Origin of the sequence: Frankia sp. CpI1-P (genome assembly GCF_001421075.1) — a bacterium.
Lineage (GTDB): Bacteria > Actinomycetota > Actinomycetes > Frankiales > Frankiaceae > Frankia > Frankia torreyi.
Map to the genome: position 1 here is coordinate 1 of NZ_LJJX01000094.1, position 12,330 is coordinate 12,330.

General features: G+C 74.0%; 5 protein-coding genes and 13 pseudogenes. 12 read left to right on the plus strand and 6 right to left on the minus strand.

From position 1 onward, the window contains the following. The 3 pseudogenes from FF86_RS61025 to FF86_RS61035 all read right to left on the minus strand — a co-directional run. Positions 1-261, minus strand: a pseudogene (locus FF86_RS61025) (phosphotransferase family protein); the annotation flags it as partial. Between the two features lies 1 nt (position 262). Further along, positions 263-316, minus strand: a pseudogene (locus tag FF86_RS61030) (hypothetical protein); the annotation flags it as partial. Position 317: 1 nt separating this feature from the next. Further along, positions 318-620 (minus strand): annotated as a pseudogene (locus FF86_RS61035) (phosphotransferase family protein); the annotation flags it as partial. 2,603 nt (positions 621-3,223) lie between these two features. Here FF86_RS61035 and FF86_RS61040 point away from each other — a divergent pair. The 8 genes and pseudogenes from FF86_RS61040 to FF86_RS69360 form a co-directional block, all read left to right on the plus strand. Further along, on the plus strand, positions 3,224-3,458 hold a 235-nt coding region (locus tag FF86_RS61040; RefSeq protein WP_242419892.1), incomplete at its 3' end, for a MoxR family ATPase. 1 nt (position 3,459) lies between these two features. Further along, positions 3,460-3,536 (plus strand): annotated as a pseudogene (locus tag FF86_RS61045) (hypothetical protein); the annotation flags it as partial. Position 3,537: 1 nt separating this feature from the next. Next, a pseudogene (locus FF86_RS61050) lies at positions 3,538-3,770 on the plus strand (AAA family ATPase); the annotation flags it as partial. 164 nt (positions 3,771-3,934) lie between these two features. Next, on the plus strand, positions 3,935-4,201 hold the full coding sequence (locus FF86_RS64500; RefSeq protein WP_313954399.1) for a hypothetical protein: 267 nt from the start codon (positions 3,935-3,937) through the stop codon (positions 4,199-4,201). A gap of 5 nt (positions 4,202-4,206) precedes the next feature. Then, the gene (locus FF86_RS30010; protein WP_052681371.1) at positions 4,207-5,661 is read left to right on the plus strand and encodes a DUF58 domain-containing protein; all 1,455 of its coding nucleotides are present in this window, start codon (positions 4,207-4,209) and stop codon (positions 5,659-5,661) included. Beyond that, positions 5,658-7,934 (plus strand): transglutaminase domain-containing protein, encoded by a 2,277-nt coding sequence (locus FF86_RS30015; RefSeq protein WP_044887349.1) that lies wholly within the window; start codon positions 5,658-5,660, stop codon positions 7,932-7,934. The genes FF86_RS30010 and FF86_RS30015 overlap by 4 nt, the downstream gene beginning before the upstream one ends. Then, positions 7,931-8,121 (plus strand): annotated as a pseudogene (locus FF86_RS69355) (hypothetical protein); the annotation flags it as partial. The gene FF86_RS30015 and the pseudogene FF86_RS69355, both read left to right, overlap by 4 nt. 1 nt (position 8,122) lies before the next feature. Then, positions 8,123-8,876: pseudogene (locus FF86_RS69360) on the plus strand (serine/threonine-protein kinase); the annotation flags it as partial. Between the two features lie 1,045 nt (positions 8,877-9,921). Here FF86_RS69360 and FF86_RS61060 read toward each other — a convergent pair. After that, positions 9,922-10,233, minus strand: coding sequence for a hypothetical protein (locus tag FF86_RS61060; RefSeq protein WP_044887350.1), 312 nt, complete (start codon positions 10,231-10,233; stop codon positions 9,922-9,924). Between the two features lie 2 nt (positions 10,234-10,235). After that, a pseudogene (locus tag FF86_RS69365) lies at positions 10,236-10,316 on the minus strand (hypothetical protein); the annotation flags it as partial. 193 nt (positions 10,317-10,509) lie between these two features. On the opposite strand from FF86_RS69365, the pseudogene FF86_RS61065 reads away from it, so the two are divergent. The 4 pseudogenes from FF86_RS61065 to FF86_RS61085 form a co-directional block, all read left to right on the plus strand. Next, positions 10,510-10,694 (plus strand): annotated as a pseudogene (locus FF86_RS61065) (MFS transporter); the annotation flags it as partial. A gap of 18 nt (positions 10,695-10,712) precedes the next feature. Then, a pseudogene (locus FF86_RS61075) lies at positions 10,713-10,755 on the plus strand (hypothetical protein); the annotation flags it as partial. A 1-nt stretch (position 10,756) separates the two neighbouring features. Further along, positions 10,757-11,315 (plus strand): annotated as a pseudogene (locus FF86_RS61080) (MFS transporter); the annotation flags it as partial. A 1-nt stretch (position 11,316) separates the two neighbouring features. Beyond that, a pseudogene (locus FF86_RS61085) lies at positions 11,317-11,706 on the plus strand (MFS transporter); the annotation flags it as partial. A gap of 391 nt (positions 11,707-12,097) precedes the next feature. Here FF86_RS61085 and FF86_RS30035 read toward each other — a convergent pair. Continuing rightward, positions 12,098-12,330: pseudogene (locus FF86_RS30035) on the minus strand (integrase core domain-containing protein); the annotation flags it as partial.

The following is a 12,330-nucleotide window of genomic DNA, read 5'->3' on the forward strand; positions in this document are numbered from 1 at the left end:
TCCTGCAGGGGGTCGCCGACGTGCCCGAACTCCAGATCGAGCAGCGCGGTGATGCGTCCGCCGGAGTGCAGGAGCTGCCCGGCGTCCCAGACGATGGCCGACTCGCGGCCGCGCGAGTCGGGACGGTGCCGCGACAGCCACCCCAGCACGAACTCCTGGAAGGGGTCGGGCCGCTTCTTCAACTTCCGGTAGGCGGACTCCTCGAAGTGCCGCAGACCCACCGCGCCGGGATCCTCGCCGGCACCGGCGCGCACGATGCCCNCGTCCACGAACGGCGCCACGTCGAGCGCGTGCAGCCGGACGAGAATGTCGATGTNGTCCTCCATCGCCCGGCGGCGTTCGTCGTCCGGGACGCCCTCGAAGGAGTCCCGCCCCTCGACGCGCGCCATCACGTAGGCCCGCGGCTCCTCCGACCAGCCGTAGACGGCCGGCACCGGAATGCCGTGCTCCTGCAGGACCGACTGGAAGCGCATCTCGTGGCGCAGCGGGAACGCCGACGGCGAGTCGACCCGCTCGCCACGCACATACAAGGGCAGGATCTCGCCGTCGCGTTCGACATCGACCCACCAGGCCGGGCGCCAGCGCGCCTGCCGCTCGACGCGCACGACCTTCCCGCCCACCTCACGTTCCAACCAGCCCGTGATCCATTCGGCGTGCCCGTCACTACGGTCAGGCAACCTGGCCTCCCAGCGTCATCGCGGCCGGGACCCCTGTTCCCACGCCACACTCGTCACCGACCTGCCGCGGTATCTCGGTCTTCGGGCCGCACGCATGCGCAGGGCGGGGTACGAAGGTCAGCATGAACGTCGCGGCACCGGATGTCACGGAGATGTCACGGTCTCGGTGGAACTGCGGCTGTCCGGGCGAGCTTGCCGGGCGAGCTCGTCAGCGCCCTCGTCTCCGTCAGATATCCGACCGGGGCAACCGCGGCGTCGGGTCTGGCGCGGCACGGGATACGGGATCATTGGCAGAAGCGGCGGCGANCCCCAGCCCCAGCCCCAGGCGGTGATGGACGACAGTGCGCAGGCCGATTGGCGTCCGTTCGACCGGCTCGATCTCGGTCGGGCTCGCTCTGGCGATGGCGGTGGCGACGCTGGTGGGCGTGCTGGGGACCAGCGCGGGCTCGGCGTTTCTGCCGGTCACGGACAGCGGTGCGTGGCTGTGGAGCACGGCGAAGGGGTGGGCCACCCACATCAACGGACCGTCCGGACGGCCCGACTTCAACGTCCCGGTGCCAGATACCCNCGGCCACCGGATCGAGCTCAGCCAGGATGGCGTCTCCGTGCTGGTCTCCGACCGCGACACCGGTGTGGTCAGCAGGATCGACCCGGCCGGCATGGGGCTGCTGTCCCGGCCCTTCGGCCACGGCTCGTTCCGGGTCGTCGCGCATGGTGGCACCGCCTATCTCGTCGAGGATGCGACCGGGACGGTGATGCGGATCGACCCGAAGACCCTCGACGTGATCGGGGCGCGGCTCGAGGTGAAGGCACCGGTCACCGGTGCCGGGATCGCCGACGACGACACGCTGTGGCTGTCCGTGGCGCGAAGCGGCGAAATGATCGCGATCCGCGACGGCAAGATCATCAAGCGGGTTCGGGTCGGCCGGCCGGACGGCGCGCTGGCGATGACCATCGCCGACAATCAACCGGTGGCGGTGGACGGCACGGCGCCGGCGCTGGTCCCGGTGGCGGTCGACGGCCCGCGCGCGCCGAGCGCGCTGCCGCCGCCCGCCGGCCAGGGCCGCCGGCTGCTGGTCGCGCCGTCGCTGGAGGGCAGGGTGGTGCCCGTGCTCGTCGAGGGGACGGACGTGATGTTCCTCGTCGATCTGGCGGCCGGGTCCGGTCCGCGGGCCGTGCGTACGGTGCGGCTGGTCGGGCAGTCGCCGGCCAGCCGGCTGGGCGCCCCGGTGATCGCGGGCGGCCGAGTGTACGTGCCGGACGACGGCACCGGACAGGTGCTGGTGTACGACCGCGACCACCAGCGGTTCGAGGAACCGATCCGGATCGCGGGTGGCCCCGGGCTGCTGACCCTGTTCGTCCGCGCCGGCTCGGTGTGGATCAACAACGCGGACGGCTCCCAGGCCGTCTCGGTCGGGCCGGACGGCCGNCGCCACCAGGTGGACAAGTACGCCCCGGGCGTCCCGGAGCCGGCCCGCAGCGCCGATCCCCACCTCCCCCAGCCGCCGCAGGTCGCCACGAACGCGCCGCGCGTCGTCGTGCCGCGCGTACCGCCGTCGCGCCCGCCGGCGACGCGGGTACCGGCGGTGCGGCCACCCCCTGCCTCCCGGCCGTCGACGCCGGCGCGGGTCCCACCCGGCCCGCTGCCCGGGCCCGGCCCGATCGTTCCGCCCTCGCAGCGGCCCCCGAGGACGCCGCCCGCGACCGCGCTCCCGCCAGGGCCCACGGGGCCGCCACGGACGGCCCAGCCACCGCCGGCGACGACCCCGCAGCAGACGCCACCCGCGCAGCCCGTGCCCGTTCCGCCGCCGCCACCGGCCGCGCCCGGGGTACCCGGCGTGCGGGCGGTCGCCGCCGCCGGCGCGATCACCGTCACGGTGACGGCACCGGCGGCCGGCGGACTGGTGACCAGCTACGCGCTGACCACGAACCCGGGCGGGACCCGCACCCTGACCGCGCCGGGCACGGTCACCATCGCGGTGGCCGGGTGCGCGACCGCGACCGCCAGCGCCACCGCCACCGGTCCGGGCGGCACGTCGGCGAGCTCCGCCACCGCGCAGGCGGTCGGCTGCGTCCCCCCGGGCGCGGTGCGCAACATCGCCTCGGCCGCGGTCCAACCTCCGACCAACAGTCCGGGGGACATCCGGGTGACCTGGGACCCGCCGGCGGACACCGGCGGCGGCGCCCTCGACTACGTGGTCACCGTCCACTACTCCACGATCAACGGAGTGACGCCGCAGGACCAGATCGCGGTGGTGACCGGGACGAGCTACGAACGGGGGAGGGCCGCCGGCCGCGACCCGTACTCGCGGATCAGCGTCGCCGCGCGCAACGCGGCCGGCACCGGGCCCGCGGTCGTCGGCTACACGCCGGGCGGGTGACCGGCGGGTGGCCGGCACGCGGCCTGACGTGCATCCGACAGCCGTGGGACAGCCCGGCACCAGCAAACCTCCCATCGCCGCCACCTCCGGCCGGCTAGTCTGGGACGAAGCGTGGCAATGAAGACACGGATCGTGCAGCCGCCGTGACGCCCGCGAGGGGGGATCGTGCCAGAACGCCAGGACGACGCCGGCTGGGGGGACTTCGCCGCGGCGTTCCAGGCCGTGGTCGACAATGTGGGGCTGGTGATCCGCGGCAAGACCGACGCCGTCTCCCAGGCCCTCACCTGTCTGCTCAGCGGCGGCCACCTGCTGCTGGAGGACGTCCCCGGGCTCGGTAAGACGTCCCTGGCCCGGGCACTGGCCGCCTCCGTCGAGGCGAGCTGCCACCGGGTCCAGTTCANCCCGGACCTGCTGCCGTCCGACATCACCGGGGTGACCGTCTACCACCAGGGTTCCGACGCGTTCACCTTCCACGAGGNCCCGGTGTTCGCCCACGTGGTGGTCGCGGACGAGGTGAACCGGGCGTCCCCGAAGACGCAGTCGGCGCTGCTGGAGGTGATGGAGGAGAACCGGGTCACCGTCGATGCGGTGAGCCACTGGGTGCCCCGGCCGTTCTTCGTCGTCGCCACCCAGAACCCGGTCGACATGGATGGCACGTACCCGTTGCCGGAGGCGCAGCTCGACCGGTTCCTCATGCGGGTGCGGGTCGGCTNCCCCGACCGCGCCGCCGAGCTCGCGATCCTGCGCGACCGCCGGTCCGGGCTGCGGGTCGAAGACCTCCAACCGGTGCTCACCACCGACGACGTCCTGGCTCTGGTCGCGCTGGCGGCGCAGGTGCACGTCGCGGACAACGTCAGCGGCTACGTCGTCGACCTGGTGACCGCCACCCGGTCGCTACCCGGCCTGCGGCTGGGCGCCAGCCCCCGCGGCAGCATCGCGCTGCTGCGGGCGGCGCAGGTGCAGGCCGCCGCGGCCGGCCGGGCGTTCGTGATCCCGGAGGACGTGCAGCGACTCGCGGCCCCCGTCCTCGCGCACCGGCTGCTGGTCACCCCGGACGCCGAGCTTCGGGGCTACACCGGCGAACAGGCGGTCGCCGAGGCCCTGGCCGCCGTGCCGGTGCCCCGGACACTCACCGGGGTCTGACCGGCATGGCCGCGGCACCCGCGACGCCCCGGGCGGCCCGACCCGCAGCCGCCCCGGGCTGGCTGCGCCGCGTGCGCGGGACCATCACGCCGACCGGTTTCGGGGTTCTCGCCGGCGTCGTCGTCACGGGCACGGCCGCCGGGGTGCTGCGCTTCCCGGAGTTGGCGGTGCTCGCCGTCGGCGGCGTGGTGGCGTTGCTGTGCGCCGCCGCGCTGGTCGCACGCCAGCCCCGGTTCACCGTGGAGATCGAGGTGACGCCGATGCGGGTCGGCCGCGGCGAACCGGCGATCGCCGGCGTCACGGTGCACAACGTCGGCTCCCGGACGGTGATCGGCCCGGTGCGGCTGCGCCTGCCGTACCGAACAGGCCTCGGACCTACGACGAGCCTCGGACCTACGGCAGAGCCCGGAGCCGCGACAGAGCCCGTGGGCGGGGCCGAGGGCGCCGGGGCCGAGGGCGCCGGGGCCCGGAGGCCGGAGGCCGCCGAGGCCGAGATCCGGTCGCTGCCGCCCGGGGCACGCCGCATGATTGCCATCCCGCTGCCGACCGGGCGCCGCGGGTTGCTCCGGGTCGGGCCGGCCGAGCTGGTCACCAGCGACCCACTCGGGCTGTTCGCCCGGACGCAGCAGCGGGGTCGACCAGCGGTCGTGCACGTGTACCCGGTGGTCCAGCCGCTGGCACCGCTGCCGTCCACCCGCGCCGGCCGCCCCGACGGCCTGCCGGTCGACAGCGAGACCCAGGGCGGGGTGACCTTCCACCGACTGCGGGAGTACGCGCCCGGCGACGACCCGCGCCACCTGCACTGGCGGTCCAGCGCCCGCGCCGGCACGCTGCTGGTCAGGCAGTACGTCGACCCGTCGGAACCCGCGACGACGGTGGTGCTCGACACTCGGCGCCGGGCGTACCCGCCGGGTGATCCGGGTGCCGCCGCCTTCGACGCCGCGGTGGACGCCGCCGCGTCCGTGCTTCTGGCGTCCGCGCGGCTGCGGTTCCCGGTGCGGCTGTGCACCACCGCCGGCCTGCGGCTCACCCTCAGCGGCGGCCGGGCCGACGAGACCACGGCCCTGGACGCGCTGGCCGGGGTGGAGCTGATCGACTCGGGCCCGCCCGGTCCGGGTTCCGGCGGCGGCCCGGCCGCCGGACAGACGCTCACGGCCTCGGTCCGCGGCTCCTCTCGGCGCGCCATCGGCACGCTGGCTCTGGTCAGCGGCACGCAGGACGCTGCCGCGACGGTCAGCGCCGCGGCGGTCGCGGTCGGATACGAGCGGGTGGTCGTGGTCCGGGTCGGTGAAACCGGCGGCCTGTCCTCGCTCGGCGGCGGACGACTGCGGGTGCTGGACGTCCGCGACGCCGCCGGCCTCGCGGTGCTCTGGCCGGCCTCGACGGGGGTCCGGCCCCCGACGGAGGGCGGCCGGTCCCCGGCGGGGGGCGGCCGGTCCCCGACGGACGGCCTGCGGTGACCGCACGCCTCGCCGCGCTGGGTGTCGTCGCCTGCCTTGCGGGGCTGGCCGGCGCTGCCTTCCACCGGGGGTTCGGCCTGGGAGCCGTCCTCGGCCCGGTGGTCGCGGCCGCGGTCATCCCGGTGGTGCTGGCCGCACTGCTCGCCCGGGGCGGCCGCCGGCCCCCGCCGCTGCCGGTGTCGTTCCTGAGTTCGGCCGTGCTGTGGCTGGCCGTCGTCGCCGCGACGTTGTTCCGCGACGGTTCGCCGCACGCCCGCGGCGTGCTCCCGGCGGTCGCCGACGGCCTGGTCAACGGGAGCACCCGGCTGCTCGACACGACCCTGCCCGCGCCGGATTCCCCTGACCTGCTGGTCGTCCCGCAGGCGCTGACGTGGCTGGCCGCCCTCGCCGGCGCCGAACTGGTGCTCAGAACACGGTCGGTGCTGGCACCGGCGCTACCGGCGCTGGTCGCCTTCGGTGTGGCCGTGACGGTGACGGTGTCCGGCCCGGGCTCCAACCTGGGCATCGCCGGCGGCCTGGTGGTCGCCGCCGGGGCGCTGGCCCTGTGCCGGCGGGCCGAACCGCGGGCGCCCTCGGACCACGGCCGTCCCACCTGGCCCGAGTCGGCCGGTCGGATCGACGCGCGCCGCTCGACGCTGGGCCTCACCGTGGTCGCCGCGACCGCCGCCGTGGCGCTCGCGGCCGGTCCGGCGCTGCTCGTCCCGAGCGCCGGACCGTACGACCTGCGCGCGCACCGCAGCGTCCCGTCGCACCCGCAGCCGACGGTGAGCCCGCTCGACTTCGTCTCCGCCTGGCTGCGCTCGCCGGGCGAGGCGCTGTTCACCGCCGCCCCTCCCGTCTCCCGCAACATCCGCCTGGCGGCACTCGATCGGTTCGACGGGCAGCAGTGGACACCGTCGGCGCGGTTCACCCCCGCCGGCGGTCGGGTACCACCGGCGCCGGGCGGACCGCCGGCCGCGGACCGGATCAGCCAGGACATCACCATCGGCACCCTGCCAGGCGTGTTCCTGCCCCATGTCGACCGACCGGTCACCCTCACCGGTGCCGACCTCGCCGTCGACACCGCCGGCGGGAGCCTGATCTCGAGCAGTCCGCTGGTCCCCGGGCGCGCCTACCGCGTGACGTCCGCCGTGCCGCGCGACCTGAGCCCGCAACAGCTCGCGGCGCTGCGGATCGCGAGCGGCACCTCGTCGGACGCGGCCCGGACCCTCCCACCGGGGCTGCCGGCGCCGATCGCCGCGGCGGCGCGGGAGGTGGCAGCGGCCGGGGGCACCCCGTTCCAGCGGGCCTACCGGCTGGAACAGTTCCTGCGCACCCGGTTCACCTACGATCCGGAGGCCCCGTCCGGCCACGCCTACGGTCACCTCGCCTACTTCCTCGACCGCAGCCACACCGGCACCTCGGAGCAGTTCGCCACGGCGTTCGCGGTCCTCGCCCGGGTCCTGGGCCTGCCCAGCCGGGTGGTGGTCGGCTTCCACCCCGCCGGCCTCCCCGCGACCGGCGCGGCCCCGGTCGGAACGGATCGGACGAAGAATGATCGGACGGGGGCCGGTCGGACGGGGGTTGTGCGGGCCGGGGATGTGCTGGTGTGGCCGGAGATCGACTTCGCCGGGGCCGGATGGGTGCCGTTCTACCCGACGCCGCAGGCAGCGGGCCCGCATGGGGGGTCGGTCGCCACCTCTGCCCAGGGGGAGCCGGCCGGTCGGGCCGAGCAGGTCACCGAGGCCGCCGCCGTGCCACCGCAGTCCGTGGTGCAGTCCGCGCCGGCCGGGTCCCGGTCGTCCTCGACCCCGGTCGGCGCTCTCGCCGGGCTGGCCCTGGCCGGCGCGGTGGTGATCGCCGGGGTGGCCTACGTCGTCCTCGGTCTGTCCGCCCCGGCCCGCCGCCGGCGACGACGGCGGGCGGCGGACGGCGACCGGGAGCGGGTGGTCGGCGCCTGGCTGGACACGCTCGAGTCGCTGGACCGGGCCGGTGCGCCGGTGCCGCCCTCAGCGACCCCGACGGACGTCGTCGACCTCGGATCGGCCCTGGTGGGACCGGGCGGACGGGCCCCGCTGACCGCTCTCGCCCGTCTGGCCACCGCGGCCCTGCACGGGCCGGACATCCCCGGCGCACCGAGCGCCGTGAGCGGACGAGAGGCCGAGGCGGCCTGGCAGCACAGCGCGACGATGCGCACCGAACTGCGCCGCGTCACCCCGCGCAGCCGCCGGGCCCGCCGGTGCCTCGCGCCCGCCGCGGTCTTCGGCTCGGCCCACCGGATCGAGCCCCGGTGAACGAGCACGAGGGCGAGCACGAGGGGCCGATCATCGCCGGCTACCGCTCGCTACGGCCGATCGCGCAGGGCGGCTTCAGCATCGTCTACACGGCTTACCAGGACAAGCTGGACCGCACCGTCGCCGTCAAGGTCATCAATGCGGACCTGCTCGACGCTGCGGCGGCCCGTCGTTTCGCCCGGGAATGNCGGGCGACCGGGCGCCTTACCGGCCACCCGAACATCATCACGGTGTTCGAGGTGGGCTCCACCCGCGACCGCCGTCCGTTCATCGCGATGCAGTACCTCCCGGCCGGCTCCATGACCGACCGGCTGCGGCGGGAAGGCCCCCTCGGGACGGCGGAGACCCTCCGCGTCGCGGCGCAGATCGCCGACGCCCTGCACGCCGCGCACAGCCTGCAGATCCTGCACCGGGATGTGAAGCCGGGCAACATCATGCTCTCCGATCGCGGGGACCCGGTGCTGAGCGACTTCGGCATCGCCACCCTGGGACTCGGCACCGACAGGTCGGGTACCGACGGCGCCTTCACCGTGGCCTACTCCGCGCCGGAGGTCCTGCAGGGCTCCCCCGCCAGCGTCGCCTCCGACCTCTATGGCCTGGGCGCGACGATCTACACTCTGCTGTCCGGGACTCCGCCGTTCGGCTGGCTGCCCGGTGACTCCACCCCAGCGATGATCCTGCGCATCCTCCACGACGAGATCCGCCCCCTGCGACGGGCCGACGTCCCGGACGAGGTGGAACGGGCGCTGCACGCGCTGATGTCCCGGGATCCGTCCCGTCGGCCGGGCAGCGCCGCGGAGGCGGCGGCCGAGCTGCGTCGGCTGAACGCGGTGCTGGGCTTCACCGTCCGTCACACGCCACTGAGACCCGTCGGCGAGCCGACCCCGCCGCCGGTGTCCACCGGTATCGGGCCCGGTCCCGGTGGTCACGACGCCGCGGAAGNCGCGCGCGCCGCGCACACCGACGCCGCGCACACCGACACCGCGCGTGCCGACACCGCGCCCCCGTCGCCCGGCGATGCGCCCACCGCCGTCCAGCCCGGGCCTGCCCCCGCACCCCCCGCCGATCGCGCGTTCCCGGCCGCGCCGGCGACCGGCACGACCGCACCGGCGCAGCCGAGGGCCGTCGATCCGGTGACCCCGCAGGTGGCGGCGGGGGGACTGGATGCCGCCGGCGGCGGCCAAGGCGAGGATCTGCTCGTGGCCGGTCGTCGGTCGATCCGCCGGGTGCCGTTCCTGCTGATGATCGTGACCGTCGCCGCGTTGGGCGTGCTCCTCGTGGTCCTGGTGGCAGCCGTCATCGCCAGTCGGAACGACCAACCGACGGCGGGCGTCGCCACCACAGCCACCTCGACGGTCCCGCCCAGCACGGTCGCGGCGGCGCGACCGCACCGTCTACAGGTCGCCGACCACGGCACGGTGGCCGTCCTGACCTGGCAGAACGGCTCGCCGTCCACCAGCCTGGTGCTGCAACGTCGAGGCTCCGAGGACGAGAGCAGACTGACGACACTGAGCGCCGGCCAGACGGTGTACTCCGACCAGATCGAACCCACCCGGCCCTACTGCTACCAGATCGGCCAGGTCCTCGGCGTCTATCAGGCCCAGGATGCTGCACCGAGGACCACCGTCGCCTGGTCCNGATACACCTGCATCCGGAACGCGACCCCGCCCGCATCCTGACCCGGCGAGCCGGGTCGCACAGGGGGGCAGCCCCCTGCCGAAGAGGGTGTCCAGGCCCCTCGTGGCCGCGGCCGGGCGCCACGAGTCTGAGGGTCATGACGCAGACGCCTCCCGCTACGGCCGCCGTCCGGACCCCGGCATCCCACGGAGCGCGCGCTGGCCCCCCGACCTGGCCCGCGGCGCGATGCTGCTGTTCATCGCGCTCGCCAACGCCGGGAACTGCGCCTTCGCCGGCCAGCCCGGCCTCGACGGCACGCCGCACGGCGCGGAGCGCGGCGCGGAACCGGGGCAGGTGGGCGTGCCAGTCCTCAGAGGGGAATGTCCGCCGTCCCGGTGGTGGAACGGCGGACCAGGCGCAGCGTCCGGGCGAAGCCGGCCCGGTCGGGACCGATGTCGGCGGCTTCCGCCGCGTGGGCGATCAGGGCGGTGAGCGCGTACTGGACGGTCAGCCAGGCCCACCTCTCCTGGACGGCCAGGTCTGGCAGTCGGAAGCGCAGTACCTTCCCCGGGCCGCGGAGATGGGTCTTGAGCTGGTCGTTCGCGGTCTCCTCCGCCCAGCGTTCGCCCGGCCCGCCCTTTTGCGCGCCTGGGTGATCCCGCTCGCACTCGACGGCGCCCACGCCGCGTCCCAGCAGCCGAACCGGTCCAGCGACCCGGTGACCTTCGCCGCGACCTCGGCGTCGTCGTCCGGGAACAGGCACATTCCCAGCGTCAGATACGCCGCCACATACGGCGGGAGCTTGGAATGGCCCTGCCGATAACCTGCCTGCGCTCGATTAGGCGGTGATTTGGATCATCGCTCGCCGAAGATAGTCCGGTAAGACGGACATCCTTAACCCTTGGCACATACTGTTCCAAAGGTGAGCGATNCCACCGGAATCGAGACAGACGCCGATGTGCAACACGAGGTTCCCCTCCGGCGCAACGAGGGCTTCCGTATGCTGTGGATCGGCCAGCTGCTCTCCGATACCGGCTCAGGGATCGGCCTGCTCGCCTACCCGCTGCTTATCCTGGCGCTGACTCACTCGGCGGTGCTCGCCGGGGTGGTGGGGACGTCGCGGGCCATTACCCTGCTGTGCCTNCAGCTGCCCGCCGGGGNGCTCTCCGACCGGTTCAACCGGCGGCTGACGATGATCATTTGCNACACCATGCGCGCGATCCTGCTGGCCCTGCTCGGCATCCTGGTCGTGACCCATCTCGCGTCCTGGCCGGTCGTCCTGGTCGTGTGCCTGATCGAGGGAGGCGCAGGCGCCATCTTCAACCCGGCGGCTGCCGCGGCACTGCCGGAGATCGTGCCGGACGGGCAACTGGAGCAGGCGTCGGCCGCCACCGAGGCCAGGACCTACGCTGCCGCCCTGGCCGGCCCGGCGCTCGGCGGGGCTCTTTTCGGGCTGGGCCAGGCCGTCCCGTTCCTCGCCAATGCCGTCTCCTACGTTGTCTCGTTCGGCACGGTGAACAGGATCCGGGGGCAGTTCCGCCCGGAGAACGCGGCCGAGCGCAAGGCGTTGTGGCGCGAGGTGGCCGATGGCCTGCAGTTCGTCTGGCAGGTGCCGATCCTGCGCGCGGTAGCGCTAACGGCACCCTTGCTGAACTTCGCCTTCACCGGCGTGACCTTCACCGTCACGCTCGCGCTGCGTCATCACAGTACCTCCACTGCGGTGATCGGCCTAGTGCAGGCGACCATCGCGGCCGGCGGGCTGCTNGGCGCCCTGGTGGCACCCCGGCTGCAGGGGCGCATGCGCCTGGGAGCCCTGGCCACCACGATCACCCTGGCTGGGGCCCTGCTGTTCGGTGCTGCGGCACCGCTCCTCCCGTCGCCGCTGGTGGCGGCGCCGATCGCCCTAGCGCTGCTGCTCGCGCCGGCCGTGAACGCCGCGCTGTTTGCCGCGACGCTCCGCAGTGCACCGGCAGAAATGCGCGGCCGGGTCATCAACACCGTGGTCATGGCGACTACCGCGCTGGCTGCGCTGGCGCCGCTGACCGCTGGGCTGCTTGTCCAGCACGTGTCCGGCGCCTGGGCGGTGGGCGCCTTCGCCGCCACGGCCGCCGCTGCGGCAGTGCTGTGCCTGATCCTGCCAGGTTTGCGGCATGCTNCATGAGCCGCACGGATGAAGATTTCGGCAAGGACAACGTAAAATCTATNCCCATCACGCCTTGAAACAACCGCAGCAGCGAGAGATGCCTACAGCGGAATGCGCCTGTTCCCGGACGACGACAACGCCGAGGTCGCGGCGAAGGCCCGGGAACCGTCCGAGGACGACAACCGTCGCGTACTCGCCGTCCTCGCCTATCTCGAGGGTTGCAGCCCACCTGGAGGGTGAGCATCTCACGGCGCAGGCGGAATCCGTCAAGCTGTTTGAGTCAGGNGCTTCAGAAAATTAGTTGGCCTGCTGATCGGTGTCCTGGTCGTCGGGCCGGTTGATCCACGCGGGCTTGGGGAGCTCGGGTGGGGTCGGGGGTCGGCGGACGAACCGTTCGGGGTGNGCGGCGTAGGCGGCGTCGAGCACGCTGGCGCGGGCCTGGTGGACGGTGTCGGCCTGGCCGTGGTGCACGACCGCCGGGGTCAGCAGGCCGATCCCGGAATGGCGGTGCTGGTTGTTGTAGTGGTCGAAAAATTGTCGGCACCAGGCGCGAGCCGTCTGCAGGGTCTCGAACGACGCCGGGAAGTCGGGCCGGTACTTCAACGTTTTGAAGTGGGCCTCTGAATACGGGTTGTC

Bases quoted from the DNA above. Each gene is read 5' to 3' on its own strand.
- FF86_RS30010 (WP_052681371.1), top strand. From the start codon at position 4,207: ATGGCCGCGGCACCCGCGACGCCCCGGGCGGCCCGACCCGCAGCCGCC.